Here is a 17,568-nt window from a genome sequence, read left to right on the forward strand (position 1 = left end):
GGAGGCAAATTGAGCCTGCCTACTTGAAAAGACTAGTACGCTGGCGGTGCATCACCACCGATTCCACCAAGCCAATGGCCAGAAAATTGGTCAGTAGAGCCGAGCGGCCATAACTTAGAAAAGGCAAAGGCAAGCCGGTAATCGGGGCCAGGCCGATGGTCATGCTGATGTTCACCACCGCCTGAAAGAGGATCATCGCCAGCACCCCAATGGCAATCAGGGATCCAAAATTGTCCTTGGCCCCTTGGGCAATCCAGATCAGCCGCGCACACAGGATCCAGAACAGGATCAGCACCGTCAGGGTGCCCACAAAGCCCATCTCTTCCCCAATGGCGGAGAAAATAAAATCCGTGTGCTGTTCGGGGATGAAGTCCAGCTGGGTTTGGGTGCCCTGCTGGATACCGCGGCCCCAGAGGCCGCCGGCTCCGATGGCAATGCGGGATTGAATGAGGTGATAGCCGGCTCCCCAGGGCTCTTGCATGGGATCGATAAAAATCTCCAGCCGCCGCCGCTGATAGGGCTTGAGAAGGTGCCAAGCTAGCTGACCCAACTGCCCCGAGAGCAGGTTGATTACCCCAAAAGTTACGGCCCCCGTCCACTGCCAGGGGAGACGCCAAGCAGCCAACCCCGCCATTCCCAGACACCAGAGCAGCCAAACCCAAAGCATCCAGCTCAGCTCTGGGCGAGTGTGTAAGCCATAGAGAATGGCTCCCACCCCCGGCGACAAAAGCAAGAGGATCCAACTGCCCTTGGCTCCGGCCCAGTAGAGCATGACCAGCACAATCACCACAAACACCAGGGCAGTGCCCAGGTTGGGCTGCAGGAAAATCAAGATCCAGGGAGGAGCAATGACGGCAACGGCCACCCAAATCTGGCTGAAGTACTTGATCGGCCAGTGGTGCAGGAGAGCAGCCAGGGTAACAATTACCCCCAGCTTGGCAAACTCAGAAGGCTGCACCTGAAAGCCAGCGATGGAGAGCCAGCGCTCCGCCCCTCCCCCCGCCGTGCCGAAAAAGAGCACTGCAATTAAACCTGCCAAGGTCAGGAAGTAGGTGAACCAGTGCCAGCGCAAAAGCCGCTCATACGGGATCCGGGCTACCATTCCCAAAAACACCAGGCTGATCCCGGCCATGATCAACTGCTGCAGCCAATAGTGGCTGATGGGCCGCTCCCAGACTGCGCTGCGGATGGCAAGAATGCCGATGCCTGTCAAGGCCAGCACCGTGGCCAGCAACATGCCATCGAACTCGCGCCAAGGAGCCAAGATCTGCCGCAGAAGCTTTTTCCACCTAGGCTGAGAAGACACCTTTGGGTCAACGTTGCCCAGCAATAGACCCCATCCTCCAAAGCAAGGCCAGCACCAGTTTGACATGCCCCTTGCCCCACTGGCTCACTCTCGACCCCTCTCCCACTGGGGGAGCTATTCCCAGCTCTGCAGTTGCCCTAGCCAAGCGGAGAGGCGGGATCCCACCTCTTCTCGACGCCTTTCAAGATTGGCTGCCGTCCAAATCAGAAGCAGGCCCAGCAGGATCCCAGTGGCCCAGAGCAGCAGCGCATCAGTTGTTACCAACAGCCATCCCTGCCGCAGGATCCCCAGCCCAAAGGCCAGCGTGCCCACGAAGAGATAGGCTCTTACCCGCAAGGCCAAGCCCAGCAGACCCAAGGCCAAACCCAACCCTACCGGCCAAAAGCCCGTCCACCGTTGCCCGTGAGTTTCCACCAGCACCACCAGCAGCCATGTGCCCAAGGAAACCAGCCGCAGCCAATGCCGCCCCCGCCGTCCGTTGGTTTCCTGTAATCCCGGATCCACCTGGGCCACATAGAGCAGGGATCCCACCAGGGGCAGGGCATAGAACGTCAGGGAAGCCCAATCCTGATGCCAGCCGTAATTCCACAGGATCCAGTTGCTCAAGAACAGGCTGACATAGCCCAGGCGCACTTGGGATCTCCAGATAGCCAGCAGGGCATAGTAGGTTGCCCCCAGCAGCAGATTAAGGGTGTTATTTCCTCCCGCGGTTACCAGAAAAGCGGCCAGGGGCAGCACCAGGGCTGTATTCTGCCAAGGAGCCGCCGGCCAGCCCCACCGTCGCCAGGGCAAGCCGTGGTAAACCAGCCCCAGCCCACAGAGCAGGGATCCGGCCCATCGCGCTATGGATAGCTGCGGCAGCCCCAGGAACACACCGCCCAGCAGAACCCCAGCTCCTTGCCATGCACTGAGGTAACCCCAGACCGTTGGCACCCAATTTTGCTCTGTTGGAGATTCTAGAGTTGAGGTTCTCGCCTGTCCGGCGGCATAGGCCACCAGGCCGGATCCCGTCAGCACCCAGAGGAGCTGTCCCCAACGGCTGAGGCGAGGATCGAAAAGGGCAGACCAGAGGACAAGGCTGGCCAGAGCCCAGTTGGCCAAGGCCATCCAGCGCAACCCAGCTCTTTTAAGCTGCAGGGTCGCCGCCAGCCAAGGGGGACAAAAGCCGTAGCCCCAGGCCAAGCTCAGCCCTAACAGAGCGATCAACACCAACCCATTTGCCAGGGATCCCCCAGTTCGCTGGCTGAGGAAGTAAACCCAGCTCTCGTAGGCGGCCACAGACACGCCCCAAGCGCCCAGGAGCCCTTTCCAGTTGGCAGGACGGAGGTCTTCCCGGCCTTGCTCTTGCGCCCGTTGGACCGCCTGTCGACGCCCCAGGCCCAGCAACACGATGGAGAGACCTAAGCTGCCCAAGCCCGTTACCTCACTCCACTGGGCATGGGATCCCAGCCAGCCCAAGCCGGCATAGATCAGCGGCGCTGTCCCCCAGCAACTCAGAGCCTTGACCCGCTGCAGGAGTTGTCCCCCTGAGGACTCCGTCCCACCAGCGCGATCGGGCCGCTCAAAGAGGAGTTTCTCCGGCCCAATCCAAAAGAGGATCCCCAGGCTCAGATTGATGACGGCAAGCAGAGGGGCAACAGGACGGGATCCCTGCACCACCCACAAGAGGCTGCTGGCCACCAACAGCTCCAAAGCCCAGATCAGCCCATAGGACAGCCTCTCCATTACAGACCATGAGATGGCCGACGAAGCCTCCTGACCGCTGCCGCCAGTTGAGACATCCTCCGCCCTGGAAGGAGACGGGCTTTCGCTCTCCAAGCCAGCAGGATGGACACCGCCGTCGCGATAAAAAGCGGGAGCCACTTCCACCCAAAGCCGCAAAACAATGGCCACCAGGACAGTCCCAGAGGCCAGGGTCAGAGCCACTGGGGAATCCAGGTACTTTCCACCACCGATGCGACCTGCTTCTGGCTGCAATGTCTGCAACGTTAGGGAAAGTAAAAGTACGATCCCCAGCAGAAAGCCAAAGCCATCCAGCACCGGTCGGTAAGCTGCCCGAAGGCGGGGAGAGAGGTAGTGGAACGGAGTCCCTAGGCTGTAGCGACAGCCGCTAGTGCTCCGCACCGCTGTCGCGAACAACAGCAGCACCCCCAAGGCCGTCAGCCATTCTGACTCCGTTAAAGCGGGGAACAGCCGATGGATTCCCACCAGACCGAACCCCCAGCCAAACGTCACTGTCAACAGCACCTCTGCTGGAACAACTGCGTTGGCGGTGTGGAGCTCATGGTCGGCGGAGGGGAAAGAGGCCCACACCCACACCTGAGTGGCCATCAGCAGCAACCCCAAGCCCAGACCCAGAAACTCAACCCCCGGCCTTCCAAAGGTGAGTAACTGGGCCAGCAAAAGGGAGAGAACTGCCGGGAAACGCAAAGACCCGCGCTCCGGGATCCCCTGCTGCCAGGAAAGGGATCCCAATCCCCCTTGCTCTGGGCTCTGCAGCCAGCGGGGCATGAACTCCAGGGGAGGCAGGGCCAATACCTGAGCTGCCGTCAAAACAAGAGGCACCAGCAGCCACAGCCAGCCAAAGGATTGTTCACCCGTCGCAGACAACTCGGGGAGCCGTTGCAGCAAAAACGCCAAGTAGCTGGATCCCACCAACACCGACCCTATGCCATCTGCACTTCGCTGCCACAGCCCCACGGGCAATCCCCAAAAGCGCCCTGACCCACCCAGAGCCACCCGCCCTGCCCATTCCAATAGGCCCACCAGCAGCAGAACCACTCCCCAACTGGACAGGCTAGTGCTCCGCACCGCTGGCGCGAACAAGTCGGGCAAAAGCCAGCGGATCCCGGCCAGCAGTGCCCCCACTCCGTAGGCGTGGGTCAGGAGTACCCAAAGAAAGTTGGGAGTTTCTCCTGATCTGGACTTTTGTTGTAGCCACCAGGCCAGGATCCCGGCGCTCAAAAGCAAGTGCCAAAAGCGAATGGCCGGATAGGGAAGGCTCAAGAGCAGCAGGGATCCCCCTAGCCCCAAAACCAAGCGCTCTGTTGGTTCTACCAGCCTAGAAAAGCCTGTCTCACCGGCTTCTGGACCGCTCCTCTGCCAGCGGGCCGCCAACCCCAGCCACAGCACCTCGTAGGGCAGCAGCGCCAACCCCAGCAAGCCCCAAGGGGAATCAAGGGGCTGAAACCAGTTGGTTACTGTAGCTACAACCTCTTGCCGCCAGCTTGCTGGCCACACCTGCCAAAAAGCCCAGCAAGTTTCCAGGCCCAGCAAGAACAGCAACGTCAAATGCACCCTAAGGACTTCGTCCCGCTGGGGCGACTGGGTGTGTCGGCGCAAGCGCCCGATTAAGACATGGATCCCCAGCAGGCTAATCCCCAGCAACTGCCAGCCGCTGAAAGGGCTCTCCGCCAAGCCAATGGCAGCCAGCAGCCAGCCCACCACCAACAGCACCCAGCTCCCCTCCCACCAGCGGGAGAGCGTCCCCTCCTGAGCGCCTTCTGCTACGACGTCCGGGGATCCCTGGGGCCATTCCGCTGCTAGCCAACCCAACAGGGCCACCGCCAACCCCAACTGCGGCACTTGGACATGCCCAGACAGCAGCCCCCGCAGGATCAACAGGGATCCGGCAGCCCCGATTAGCCAGAGCCTGGAGCCCCGTAATTCCCGAGACCGGCGGCTCCAGGTGTAAATCACGGTGCTGAGGATCCCCAGATACAGGATCCCCAGGACAAAAGCAGGGCGAAGCTCCTGCGGCCCCAAGCTCCAGAAAGCGTGCAAGCCAGAGAGGGCCAAAAAGTTCACCAAGGTTCCGTAAAAGGCATTGGAAAAGGCATTGGGCTCCACACCGCTGTCGCGAAAGCCGGCACCTGAACCCAGCGAGCGCACCCGACCCTCAGCCGTCAACGGGATCCCCAGCAGCAAGCCCAGCGCCAGGATGCGGATCCCCCAAAGGATCCCCAGCCCATCCAGGGCCCACACGTTCACCGGCACCAGCAGCAGGGCAATAGCCTCCAAGGTTTGACCGGTTAGACGCAGCCCTTCCTGCCGTTGGATCCATCCAGCACCTACCCCAAAAGCCGCCGTATAGGCCAAGAGCACCCCATACTGAGCAGTTGGAGAAAATTGCTCCCAGTGGCTGGCCGCCAGCACCCCCGAGGACACCACCACCAAAAACAGGCCCAGCAGCAACAGCCAAGTCACGCTTAGCTCGGACAGCAAGTTCCGCAGCAAAACAGCCAGTGCCGGGGGAGAGGGGGACAAGGACTCCGTCCGAGTAGCGCGATAGTGCTCCGCACCGCTGGCGCGAACAGGTTGAGGGGCAGCTTGGGGCTCTTCTCCCCCCTCGACCGCAGGTTCCTCAACCCCAGATCCGGCCAGGCGAGCATTTCTTTCTCGCACCATCCCTGGGATCCAAATCAAATCCAGGAGCTGTCCGATCCCCAGCAGCCCAAAAGTAAGCAGCCAGAGCAGCCCCGTGCCCCAGCGGCCCAGATAAAAACGGTGCAAGCCACAAATGCCAAGTAAACCTAAAAGCCACAGCACGTAGGCCGAGCCAAGACGGGCCGGGATCTCGTCGCCAGGGGAAACTGCCCCTGGCCTTGCTTCTCTCTCCTCCGCCTCCAGCCGATACTGCTCCACCAGCAGGCGAAAGTGCTCTGGGGTCAGTAAGCCCAGCTCCAGCCAAGCTCGCAAACCTCGCAACACCTGCTGCCGGGATCCCCGAACGGTGAGCTCCAAAAGGACTTGCTCCGAGGAGGGCGAGCGGTCAGATTGCAGCTCCTCTGCTCCTGGAGGCAAGAGGTGATCCTGGGATCCCATGGCCAGATTCCTTGAGCAAAAGGCTTGGGGCTACTGCTACTCTAAGCCTTGCTCTAGCCGGTTGCCATGCCGTTCTCAAATCCTTCTCCTGCTGCGGCAGAGTGTCAGTTCCTGCTGATGCGACCAGCCCTCTAAACCTCAGTTGGGATCCCTGGAATCTCGCTGCTGTTGGTGACGGGGAGTGTCATCATCTGCCCCAGGCGTGAAACGGTGAGCTCCGCCGCCGGAATGGGCTCCGAGACCTGTCCGCCGCTGAACACCATCACTCGGTCGCTGTACTGCAGGATCTCGTCCAAATCCGCCGAGGCAAAAAGAATAACCGTACCCGCTTGGGTGCGTTCCAGCAATTGCCCCCAGACCCACAGCGCCGACTCAATGTCCAACCCTCGCGTTGGGTGCTCCATCAGCAAAAGACTCAGGGGTGTGGGCAAGAGAGCCAACTGGCTGCGCTGCTGGTTGCCCCCCGAGAGTTGCTCCACCCGGCTGTAGGGGTGACCGCGAATGCTGAAGTGTTCAATGGCCGCTTGGGCCTGCTGACGGGCCAGAGCCCAGTTGATCCAGGGATCCTGCTGCTGGAGGGCAAAATGCTCCTGCAAGGTTAAGCCGGGGATCAGCCCTTCCCGCAGCCGATCCGCCGGAGAAAACCCCACCCCACAGCGCAGATAGTCGCCGTAAGGACGGCCTGTCATCTCCTGCCCCCTCAACAAGATCTGGCCACGCCTGGGCGGCAACAACCCTGCACAGGTGAGCAGGAAAGAGCGTTGCCCACTGCCTTCCAAACCGGCCAACCCAATCACTTCCCCCGGCTGCACCGCCAGATCTGGCAAAGCCAAGGCAAACGGCTCATGCCGCACCACCAGGGAGCGCAACTCCAACAGGGGATCCGCCCTCCTTTGCGGAGAATGGGGTCGAGCTGGGGGTGCCAACTCCCGCCCGAACATCCAATCGATCAACCGCTGTTCCAGCAGGGCAATGTCCTCACCTCTAACAGGCAGCTCCCCCACCACCTCCCCCTGCCGCATCACCGTCACCCGATCGCAAAGGCACTCCACATCGGCCAGCTTGTGGGAGACGAAGATCACCGATTTGCCCTGCTCCGCCAACCTTCTCAGAGCCGCGAACAGAAGATCTTTTTGCGCTGCAGAAATGCCCGTCGTTGGCTCATCCAAAATCAAGGTGTTGATCCCCAGGGAAAGCAACCGCAGCATTTCCAGTTGTTGCCGTTCCCCCACCGTCAAACTGCCGATGGCTCCATCGGGGTTGAGATTGAAACCAAACTCTTCACAGGCTTTCTCAAGACGTTTCCGGCTTTCTCGCAGCCCCAAACCCAAGCGCCCCCGCTGCCCGGCAATAAAGTTTTCCAGCACCGTCAGAGAAGGAAAATCCAAGGGATCCTGGTGCAACATGCCAATGCCCAGGCGAATGGCTGCTGCAGGGCTGTCGATGCGAACCGGTTGCCCATCGATCCAAGTCTCCCCCTGATCGCAGCGCAGAAAGCCGCTCAGGATCTTGACCAAGGTACTTTTGCCGGCCCCATTCTCCCCAAGCAGGCCGTGGATTGTGCCCGCCTCCACCCGCAAGGACACATCGCGGTTCGCCTGTACCGCCCCAAAACGCTTGTGGATGTGCAGCAGCTCGACCTTCATTCTGCTCATAGTAACCTGCCTCCCCAGAAAATCCCCAAGAATACAGTTGCTGAGGTTGCAAGTGCTGGTGCTACGATAGCGACAGCTCGCCGTTAGGCGTTGGCTGCGGACGAGTTCAGCATCGATCTGTGGTTCGCCCTGCCCCTCTTCTCCGCCCTTCCCCCCTGCCACCCATCTCGGATAGCAACCGCCTCAAAATCTTCTCAGGCAGCGCTAACCCGGCTCTGGCTCAAGAGGTGGCGCGTTACTTGGGCATGGATCTGGGCCCGATGTTGCGCAAGCGCTTTGCCGATGGCGAGCTGTACATCCAAATTCAGGAGTCGATTCGGGGTGCCGATGTCTACTTGGTGCAGCCCACTTGCCGCCCCGTCAACGACCACCTGATGGAACTGCTGGTCATTATTGACGCCTGTCGCCGCGCCTCTGCCCGGCAGATCACCGCTGTCTTGCCCTACTACGGCTACGCTCGTGCCGACCGCAAAACGGCAGGACGAGAAGCGATCACCGCCAAGCTGGTGGCCAACATGATCACCCAGGCAGGGGCCCATCGCGTGCTGGCCATGGATCTGCACTCGGCCCAGATTCAAGGCTACTTCGACATTCCCCTCGACCACGTCTACGCCCAGCCGGTATTACAGGCTTACCTCAAGGAAAAGGGCTTGCTCGACGAAGACATTGTGGTCGTCTCTCCCGATGTGGGGGGTGTGGCTCGTGCCCGTGCCTTTGCCAAAAAGCTCAAGGAAGCCCCTCTGGCAATCATCGACAAGCGCCGTCAAGCCCACAACGATGTGGAAGTCATGAATCTGATTGGGGATGTGCGGGGGAAAACTGCCATCCTTGTGGATGACATGATCGATACCGCAGGCACCATCTCGGAAGGGGCAAAATTGCTGCGCAAGCTGGGAGCCAAAGCGGTTTATGCCTGCGCCATTCATCCTGTTTTTTCTGAGCCGGCCATTCAACGCCTGCGGGGTGGTCTGTTTGAAGAGGTGATCGTCACCAACACCATCCCCATCCCTCCAGAGCAGCACTTTCCCGAATTAACCGTTCTCTCGGTAGCCAATGTGCTGGGGGAAGCGATCTGGCGTATCCATGAAGATAGCTCCGTCAGCAGCATGTTTCACTAAAGTAAGTTTCAAAGTAAGTTTCTCCAGAGTATCGCTAGAGTAGAGTGGGTGCAGAATGGGTGCGCCTGCTCCTTTTCCCTGTGGAGATCAGCCCAACCAGGCACCCCCGATCTGTCGTGATGGACTAGGTTGAGCCAGCTCCTTGGCCAGGTTTTCCCATGTCACCTCCCATTTCTCGCTCGCCAAGATCCGTTGTGCACGGTTTTGCTTTCCCGCGGACTGCTCCCAGGGAAGGGCAGTCCCTTCAAACCGAACTGGGTACAGCGCTGTACCCGCTGTTGCAATTGTTGGGTCAACTGTTGAAAGTACCTTTGGTCTATCTAGAACTGGCCCAGCCGGGATCCGATCCCCACTCGCCTTCAAAAGGGATCCTCTACCGGGATCCGCAAGGGATCCCAGCCGGCGAACCCTTCAACCTCAATGCCAGTCCTGGGGCTGAGCAATGGCCTTTTCATGAATCCTTCCTCTTGCAGACTGAGCAGGGGATCCGGTTGGCCGATCTGCACCTGCTCGACTGCCACCCTCGCCAATTGAGCTCCTCTGAACGGGAACAGATTGACCTCGTTGGCCTCAGCCTGAAGCAAATCCTTCTCCAGGCCCAGGAGCATCGGCAAACCCTCGAGCAGCTCCAATCCCAACTGCAGGACAGCCGCAGCACTGCTGCCCGCTACCAGCAGATCTTCGAGAACGCCGTCGAAGGCATTTTTCAAACCACCCTAGAGGGCAAATATCTGGTTGCCAACCCGGCCTTGGCCCATATTTTCGGCTACGAATCCCCTGAGGATTTGATGCACAACGTCTCCGATATTGGCACCCAAATCTATAGCGATCCGGAGCAACGAGCCGAATTCATTCAGCGCATGCTGAGAGAAGGTCAAGTTGTGAATTTTGAACACCAAGTCTGCTGCAAAGATGGCAGGCTAATTTGGATTTCTTTAAATGCCCGTACCATCTACAACGACCAGGGGGATCCCCTCTATTTTGAAGGATTTGTTACTGACATCACAGCATCCCGTCAACTGAAAGAACGACAACAACAATTGGAAGAAGCCCGCCGAGAGAGCGAGCATCGTTTTCTGCAACTGGCAGAGAATACGCAACAACTGTTTTGGATCACAACACTCTACAGCAAAGAGCTGATCTACGTCAGCCCAGCCTGTGAAGCCATTTGGGGCCTTTCCGCCGAAGAGGCCTACGCCAACCCCCAAGCCTGGATGCGCCAAATCCACCCCGACGACCGCTGGTTGTTCCCCACCATCCTCAAAGCCCAATCGGAGGGCAAATCCACCGATGTCGTCTTCCGCATTTATCGCACCGATGGCCGCCTGATTTGGTTGCGGGAACGCACCTTTCCCATCGCCGACAAAGAGGGCAAAATCTATCGGGTGGCAGGGATCGTCGAAGACATCACTGAGTCCAAGCAACTGGAAGCCGAACGGCGTCGTATAGAGCAAGCCTGGCAACAAAGCGCCAACCATTTTCGGCAGATTTTTGAGCTGGCCCCCAATGGAATTGCCCTTGTGGACTTGCAGGGGCGATTTATCCAGGTCAACGATGCCTTTGCCCAGATTGTCGGCTACACCCCCGAAGAATTGAAGCATCGGCAACAACTGGACATTCTCCACCCCGAAGATGTCAACCCACTGCTGGGGGCCAATGAGGCTTTGCTGGCAGGGAAGGTCTCTGTCAGCCAGCGCCAGATTCGCTACACCCACCGTTCCGGCCAGGTTGTTCATGTGCTGTTTCAGGCCACCCTGCTCACCGACGAGGAAGGACAGCCCACCCAGTTTCTCAACCAGGTGATCGACATCAGCGCCCGCGTGGAGGCAGAAATTGCCCTCAAAGAAAGTGAAGAACGCTTCCGCCAATCCTTTGAATGGGCCCCCATTGCCAAGGCCATGACCCACGTGGATGGCACCTATTTGCAAATCAACGCCGCTTTTACCGAAACCCTGGGCTACACCCTGGAGGATCTCAAAGGGAAAACCGTCCTCGACATCACCCATCCCGACGACATCGCCACCACTCTGGAAAACAGCAACCGCCTGCTGGCCGGCCAGGTGCATCAGTGCGAACAGGAACAACGCTACATCCACAAGAACGGCCAAATAGTCTATGCCATTCTTCGCATCACCCTGGTGCGCACGGCCCAAGGGGATCCCAGCTACTTTCTAAGCCAGATTTTGGACATTACCGAGCGCAAGCAAGCCGAGGCAGCCCTTCGCCAAAGTGAGCTGAGTTTACGGGGCATCTTCCAGCAGTCAGCCCTGGGCATTTCCATCGTCGATCATCGGGGCCATTACCTAAAAGTGAACCCCGCTCTGGAAGAGATCTTGGGCTATAGCGCTGCCGAACTGACCCACATGAGCTTCTGCGACCTCACCCATCCCGAGGACATTCAGGAAGATTGGCAACTCTTCCAGGAGGTTTTGAACGGCCAACGGGATCGCTACCACCTGGAAAAACGCTACATCCACCGCAGCGGAAAGGTGGTTTGGTGCCGCCTGGCAGTCTCTGCAGTCCGGGATCCCGAGGGCAAAAACCTCTTCATCATCGGCATTTGCGAAGACATTACCGAAGAAAAACGGGCAAAGCTGCAGATCCAAGCTGCCCTTCAGGAAAAAGAAGTCCTGCTGCGGGAGATTCACCACCGCGTCAAAAACAACCTGCAAATCATCTCCAGCCTGCTGCGGCTCCAAGCTGACCAAATCAAAAGCCGCAAGTACGCCCGCGTTTTTAAGGATGCCGGCAGCCGTATTCAAGCCATGTCTTTGATCCACGAAGGTTTGTACCAATCCAACAATCTGGCCGCTGTGGATCTCAAGCAGTACCTACACAATTTGATCTCCAACCTCTTTCACTCTTACGGGGTAAACCCCGAGAGCATTCGCGCCAACATCCGCGCCGAAGGGATCCGCCTCAACCTGGACGATGCGGTCTTGTGTGGCCTGATCATCAACGAGTTGGTGACCAACAGCCTCAAGTATGCCTTCCCGAAGGGCCGCAGCGGGGAGATAGAGATTCATTTCAGCCAAACCCGCAAATATACTCAGTTGCGAGTCTCCGACAATGGCGTTGGCTTGCCCCCGAACTTTGACTTCAAGGAAACTCAATCTCTGGGTTTACAACTGGTTGCAACCCTCACCGATCAGCTACAGGGCAAGATACAATTGAGAAGCAAACCGGGTACCACCTTCATCATTACCTTTCCGAGGAGCGAGCCTTGAAGAGAGTTCCACCCCTTGTCAAAGGCAGTATCCTGGTCGTCGAAGACGAGAAGATCATCGCCAAGGACATTGCCAACGTTCTGAAAAAATTCGGCTACGCTGTGCCCGCCATTGCTTCTTCCGGGGAAGAAGCGATCCGAAGGCTGGAAGAGATGCCGGTGGACTTGGTCTTGATGGATATCGTCCTAAAAGGCGATATCGATGGCATAGAAGCCGCCAAGCGGATCACCGAGCGCTTCAACATTCCGGTGGTGCATCTGACGGCCTACGCCGATGAGGACACGCTCTCCCGCGTCAAGGAGACCCGGCCCTTCGGCTACATCATCAAGCCTTTCAAAGAGCGGGAACTCTACACCACCATTGAAATTGCCCTGCACAACCACCGCCAGAGCCTTGAGAACCGCAAGCTGGAAGAGAAAAGAATCGAGGAGCTGCGGCAAAAACTGCAGCAGTTGCAGCAGTTCACGGACGTGAAGGGCACTCTGTTCAAGAAATTCTTGCAGGATCTGAGCGAGCCCCTCTCGAACCTCAGCTTTGCCTTGGGTCTGCTCAAGGATGCCGAGTCGGAGCAGAAGCGGGAGCACTATCTGCAGGTGCTGGAGGATGAGTTTCGCCGTGAGCTGGAGCTGATCCACCAAACCTCTAACCTGGAAAATCTTTTAAACCTGGAAAATGTTGGCCTGTTGAGCCAGTTCAGCCTGCTGCGTCCCCAGGAGCCCAGCCGTAGTCACCGGTTGGAGCAGGAAGCACCCACCCCTGCAACCACGCCCTCCCAGGAGTCGGCAGGCTCTGCCCCCGCACCCAGCCCCACTGCCGCCACAGCGCCACGGGCACCGCTGCGCCCCCTCAACCAGACTCAGTTGGCGGAACGGTTGGGGGTGGTGGTTTCCGCCATTACCTATTGGAAATTCAAAACCGGGTTTCCGGAGTGGAGCCGCAGCCGGGATCCCGAGGGCATTTCTTGGCGCTATTCCCCCGATTCCAAGCGCTTTTCACCCGTGCCCTAGCTAGCGTTGCACCACTTCCACCCGCACAGGCGCCAGCCCTGAGCGCACCATCCCCAACACCTCTGCCGCTCGCAGGGAGAGGTCGATGATCCGACCGGGGATAAAAGGGCCGCGATCGTTGATGCGCACGACAGCCTGGCGTCCGTTTTTCAGGTTGGTCACCCGTACCTCGGTGCCAAAGGGCAGGGTGGGGTGGGCAGCCGTCATCTCATGGCGGGTTGGGTGCAGGTCATACCAAGAAGCAATGCCCTCTTGCACAGGCCCAACCACGCGGACAGGGGCGGGTTCCTGTTGAGGGGCTGTTTTCGGCTTGGAACCTGCAACAGCGGCTTTGGCGGTCAGAGCAGCCGGTTGAGGCAGGGCCGGAGCTGAAATGGGCGGGGCATCGAGCAGCAGACGGCGCAGACGATTGGCAGCCAAAACAGCCACATCCACCGGGCGCTGGTTATCGATCAACAGCACTCCAGCGTCGATGCGCAGCAATTCCTCGCTGTTGGCCCGAATGGTATAGAGAGGAACACCCAGGCCTTGTTCGGCCAATTCCAGATCTGCCCAACCTAAGGTGATGGTGGTGTCTTTCAGGGATCCCTGGGCCATTTGGTTGAGCTGGGCCACAAGGGTGCTGGCCCGCATCAGCGGTGGTTCTAGCCCAGGGTGCTCGACAAAACTGACAATGGGCAGATCCCGCACATAGACAGTAACCACCTGTTGCCCGTCCATCTGATAGTCGTAGAGGGTGGAGATGGGCTGGCTGGTTTGCTGCCGTTGCTCGCCGATCTTGAGAATGGGATCCTCTTCCAGGCGGTGCGGGATTGCCTGGCGAGTTCGGTTCAAAGAAGGATCCAAGTTCAGGGTACCCAGTTTGGCAGGGGCAAGACCCTCGTGGCCGGAGATAGGGGTTTGGGGAATTCTCGGCAGCGTTCTGACTGGGGCTGCGGCAGCAGGGAGGGGTTGGGAAGGGGTGGCCGGGGGGGGCAATTTGGATGCAGGTGACAGCTCTGCTGCTCGGGTGTTGGGGGATCCGGTTCGCGTCGAGGCTTGTGCTCGCGAAGTCAAGCCGCCCAACATGCCTGCCGGCAAGCCCAAAGCCGTGACACAGAGACAGCTGACCAAGCCCATTTTGCGGGCGGGATCCAGTCCCTGTCCAAGCTGTTTCCAATTTCGCATGAGGCCGCGCTCCTCTCCAATCCTGTACAACTTCCAAGGCGACGGTTAAAACAGAAGTTAATGTACCATAGGTTTCTGAGTTGACCCGTTTGTACGGTCGGACACAGGAGCTCAAGTCTTGATAGCATAAGGGGTTTCGGCATCTTGGACTACCGCTCAGCAGGGGTTGACATCGATCTGGGCCAGGCCTTTGTCAGGGGGATCCGCGAGCGCGTTGAACGGATTCAAGTTCCGTCTTCAGGTTCTTCAGAAACCTTGGGTGGCATCGGCGGCTTTGCCGGCCTGTTTGAGCTGCCGACAGGGTATCAAGCGCCGGTGTTGGTGGCGGGCACCGATGGGGTGGGGACAAAGCTGGACATTGCCCAGCAGTGGGGTCAGCACCAGGGGGTGGGCGTCGATCTGGTGGCGATGTGTGCCAACGATGTGCTGACGGTGGGGGCCCGGCCGCTGTTTTTCTTGGACTATGTGGCCACTGGCAAGCTGGAGCCAGAAGCCCTGTGGCAGGTGATCGATGGCATCTTGGCGGGCTGCCAGGAAGCGGGCTGCCAACTGCTGGGCGGGGAAACGGCGGAGATGCCGGGGTTTTATCCCCCTGGGAAGTACGACCTGGCCGGGTTTTGTATCGGAATTGTGGAAAAAACGGCCATTCTGGATGGGTCGCGGGTACAGCTTGGGGATCGGTTGTTGGCTTTGCCCAGCAGCGGCCTACACAGCAACGGCTACAGCTTGGTGCGGCGGATTGTGGCCGACCGGGGTTGGCGCTGGGATCACCGGCCACCCGGCTGGGATCGGCCTTTGGCGGAAGTATTCCTCACCCCCACCCGCATCTACGTGCAGGCGGTGCAGCGGCTGCAGGCAGCAGGGATCGCCATCCACGGCATGGCCCACATCACTGGCGGCGGGATCCCGGAAAACTTGCCCCGCTGTTTGGCCCCGAACCAAGCGGCGCGGCTGCAGCCCCATAGCTGGCCCATCCCACAGGAGTTTCTCTGGCTCCAAGAACAGGGCCAGGTGGAGACCTTGGAGATGTTCCGCACCTTCAACCTGGGGGTGGGCTATGTGCTGGTGATCCCCCCTGAGGCAGAAAATCAGGTGAGATCCCTGCTCCCCGAAGCCTTCCCCATTGGGGAGGTGGTGGCGGCCTGTCCAGGGGAAAGCCGCGTTCTGGGACTGGAACAGTGGGGATCCCTCACAAGCCCTGCCGACTAGCCAACCGATGGATCCCCACCAAAAGGGGGAAAGGGATCCCAGTTCCCTCGACTCATCCTCGCCGTCGCTATGCTAAGTTGGCATGTGGCCTCAGCGCTGTTGCCCGCCTTCTTGCCCGAGCCTGCTTCCCGACATTTGTCCTCTTTGGGAATAGGGGTAACTCGGCCTTGGACCGTTTGCTAATCGCTGCTGACCCTCTAGGTTAGGAGTTGCTGATGACAGGTTTACCCACTGCTCGTGCAACCGCGGGTGCCATCGAAGTTGAGCATCTGAGCAAAACCTACGGCAGCTTCACTGCCATCCGCGATGTTTCCTTCCAGGTGAACGCCGGCGAGATCATGGGTTTTTTGGGGCCGAACGGAGCCGGCAAGACCACATCCATGCGCATTTTGGCGGGGTATCTGCCTGCCAGCGAGGGGACGGCGCGGGTGGCCGGGTTTGATGTTCACGAAAACTCGATGGCGGTGCGGCAGCGCATTGGCTATCTGCCGGAAAACCCACCCCTCTACCCCGACATGACGGTGGAGGCGTACCTGCACTTTGTGGCCCAGATCAAGCGGGTCAGCGCTGGCGATCGGCCCAGGCGGGTGGACGAGGCGATCCGGCGGTGCAGCCTGGAAGAAAAGCGCCACACCCTCATCCGCAAGCTCTCCAAGGGGTTTAAGCAGCGGGTGGGCATCGCCCAAGCTCTGGTTCACGACCCGCCGGTGATCATCCTGGATGAGCCCACCATTGGGCTGGATCCCAAGCAGATTATCGAGGTGCGCAAGCTCATCAAGAGCCTGGCGGGGGAGCACACCATCATCCTCTCCACCCACATCCTGCCCGAGGTGAGCATGACCTGCGACCGAGTGGTGATCATCAACCGCGGCCAGGTGGCGGCCATTGGCACGCCTGCCGAGCTGACAGCCCAGCTCCAGGATCGGCAGCAGGCAAAGCTGGTGGTGGGGGCAACCGAGGCAATGGCCATCCGGACGGCCCTGCAGCCTTTGCCCCAAGTGGAGGTGGTGAGCCTACAGCCCTTGGCGGCGGATCTCTCCCGCTGGCAGGTGCAGCTCAAGAGCAACGCTGCCGCGGACGGCTGGATCCCGGAGGTGGCCAGGGTGCTGGTGCAGGCAGGGATCGACCTCTACGAGATAGGCCGCCCGCAGGCTTCTTTGGAAGAGATTTTCCTGCAGCTCACTACGCAAGAGGGATCCGAGGGCCTACTGGAGGAAGCGGCATGAACGGAGTGGTTGCCATTTTTCGCAAAGAGCTGCGCGGCTACTTCACCTCCCCCATTGCCTATGTGGTGGCCGCGGTGTTTTGGGGACTGGCGGGGTTTTTCTTCTTTAATATTCTGGTGCGGGTGATCAGCTTTTCTCAGCAGGTGGATCTTTTCGCCCAGTTCGGCCAGGAGAACAATTTCGACGCGGCCACCATCCTGTCGCAGCAGTTTCTCAACCTCTTGGGCACCCTCTCCTTATTTCTATTGCCCATCTTCACCATGAGCTCCTATGCCGAGGAGCGGCGGCGAGGCACGATGGAGCTGCTGGCTACTTCTCCCATCACCAACTTGGAGGTGGCCCTGGGCAAATGGTTGGCGGTCTGGGTGTTTTTCATCACGCTGCTGCTGCCGCCGCTGGTCTACCATGTGCTGGTGCTGAGCAGCGCCAACCCGGCAGTGGACTACCGCCTGACCCTGATGGGTTATGTGGGCCTAACCCTGCTGGCGGGTAGCGTTATGGCCTTGGGGTTGTTTATCTCTTCTCTGACAGACAGCACCCTCATCGCAGCAGTGGCCACCTTTGGCTTGATTTTGTTGCTCTGGGTGATCGACGCGGCAGCCGGCCAGGAGGAAAACTGGATTGCTGCAACGCTGCGGCATGTGTCTTTGCTGCAGCAATATAGCAACTGGGTGCAAGGGATCCTCAGCAGCAGCAGCCTCATTCTTTTCTTGAGCATCATCGTCCTGGGGCTGTTTGCCACGGTGCAATCGGTGGAAAGCCTGCGCTGGCAACAGAGCTGAGGTCAGATGGGAGGAGTGCGGTGTTCGCGGCAGCGGTGCGGAGCATT

General features: G+C 59.3%; 10 protein-coding genes. 6 read left to right on the forward strand and 4 right to left on the reverse strand.

The annotated features are described in order from the left end of the window. Nucleotides 1-19: 19 nt before the first annotated feature. From rodA to ACVWZJ_RS02755, 3 genes are all read right to left on the reverse strand, one after another. Nucleotides 20-1,330, reverse strand: a complete 1,311-nt coding sequence (gene rodA / locus ACVWZJ_RS02745; RefSeq protein WP_011433253.1) for a rod shape-determining protein RodA — start codon at nucleotides 1,328-1,330, stop codon at nucleotides 20-22. Nucleotides 1,331-1,420: 90 nt separating this feature from the next. Beyond that, nucleotides 1,421-6,130, reverse strand: coding sequence for an NINE protein (locus ACVWZJ_RS02750; protein WP_011433254.1), 4,710 nt, complete (start codon nucleotides 6,128-6,130; stop codon nucleotides 1,421-1,423). A 131-nt stretch (nucleotides 6,131-6,261) separates the two neighbouring features. Continuing rightward, nucleotides 6,262-7,785, reverse strand: a complete 1,524-nt coding sequence (locus ACVWZJ_RS02755; protein WP_457394439.1) for an ABC transporter ATP-binding protein — start codon at nucleotides 7,783-7,785, stop codon at nucleotides 6,262-6,264. Nucleotides 7,786-7,904: 119 nt separating this feature from the next. Here ACVWZJ_RS02755 and ACVWZJ_RS02760 point away from each other — a divergent pair, with 119 nt between their 5' ends. From ACVWZJ_RS02760 to ACVWZJ_RS02770, 3 genes are all read left to right on the forward strand, one after another. After that, nucleotides 7,905-8,903, forward strand: a complete 999-nt coding sequence (locus ACVWZJ_RS02760) for a ribose-phosphate pyrophosphokinase (protein ID WP_011433256.1) — start codon at nucleotides 7,905-7,907, stop codon at nucleotides 8,901-8,903. A gap of 299 nt (nucleotides 8,904-9,202) precedes the next feature. Then, nucleotides 9,203-12,130 (forward strand): PAS domain S-box protein, encoded by a 2,928-nt coding sequence (locus ACVWZJ_RS02765; protein WP_457394442.1) that lies wholly within the window; start codon nucleotides 9,203-9,205, stop codon nucleotides 12,128-12,130. Further along, entirely contained in the window at nucleotides 12,127-13,137 is a 1,011-nt protein-coding gene (locus ACVWZJ_RS02770) for a response regulator (protein ID WP_011433258.1), read from the forward strand. The genes ACVWZJ_RS02765 and ACVWZJ_RS02770 overlap by 4 nt, the downstream gene beginning before the upstream one ends. Here the strand turns inward: ACVWZJ_RS02770 and ACVWZJ_RS02775 are convergent, their stop codons facing one another. Continuing rightward, complete coding sequence (locus ACVWZJ_RS02775) at nucleotides 13,138-14,304, reverse strand: septal ring lytic transglycosylase RlpA family protein (RefSeq protein ID WP_011433259.1); 1,167 nt, start codon at nucleotides 14,302-14,304, stop codon at nucleotides 13,138-13,140. Nucleotides 14,305-14,448: 144 nt separating this feature from the next. On the opposite strand from ACVWZJ_RS02775, the gene purM reads away from it, so the two are divergent. From purM to ACVWZJ_RS02790, 3 genes are all read left to right on the forward strand, one after another. Beyond that, complete coding sequence (gene purM, locus ACVWZJ_RS02780; protein ID WP_011433260.1) at nucleotides 14,449-15,513, forward strand: phosphoribosylformylglycinamidine cyclo-ligase; 1,065 nt, start codon at nucleotides 14,449-14,451, stop codon at nucleotides 15,511-15,513. Between the two features lie 215 nt (nucleotides 15,514-15,728). Beyond that, entirely contained in the window at nucleotides 15,729-16,739 is a 1,011-nt protein-coding gene (locus ACVWZJ_RS02785) for an ABC transporter ATP-binding protein (protein ID WP_011433261.1), read from the forward strand. Further along, nucleotides 16,736-17,521 carry an ABC transporter permease gene (locus ACVWZJ_RS02790; protein WP_011433262.1) on the forward strand — a complete coding sequence of 262 codons (786 nt, stop codon included), beginning with the start codon at nucleotides 16,736-16,738 and terminating at the stop codon, nucleotides 17,519-17,521. The genes ACVWZJ_RS02785 and ACVWZJ_RS02790 overlap by 4 nt, the downstream gene beginning before the upstream one ends. Nucleotides 17,522-17,568: the final 47 nt, after the last annotated feature.

The sequence above is a fragment of the Thermostichus sp. OS-CIW-29 genome (assembly GCF_054058195.1).

What these genes read in the sequence shown, in the direction of transcription:
- ACVWZJ_RS02750 (WP_011433254.1), bottom strand. Translation starts at nt 6,130, where the DNA reads ATGGGATCCCAGGATCACCTCTTGCCTCCAGGAGCAGAGGAGCTGCAA.
- ACVWZJ_RS02755 (WP_457394439.1), bottom strand. Translation starts at nt 7,785, where the DNA reads ATGAGCAGAATGAAGGTCGAGCTGCTGCACATCCACAAGCGTTTTGGG.
- ACVWZJ_RS02775 (WP_011433259.1), bottom strand. Translation starts at nt 14,304, where the DNA reads ATGCGAAATTGGAAACAGCTTGGACAGGGACTGGATCCCGCCCGCAAA.
- ACVWZJ_RS02785 (WP_011433261.1), top strand. Translation starts at nt 15,729, where the DNA reads ATGACAGGTTTACCCACTGCTCGTGCAACCGCGGGTGCCATCGAAGTT.
- ACVWZJ_RS02790 (WP_011433262.1), top strand. Translation starts at nt 16,736, where the DNA reads ATGAACGGAGTGGTTGCCATTTTTCGCAAAGAGCTGCGCGGCTACTTC.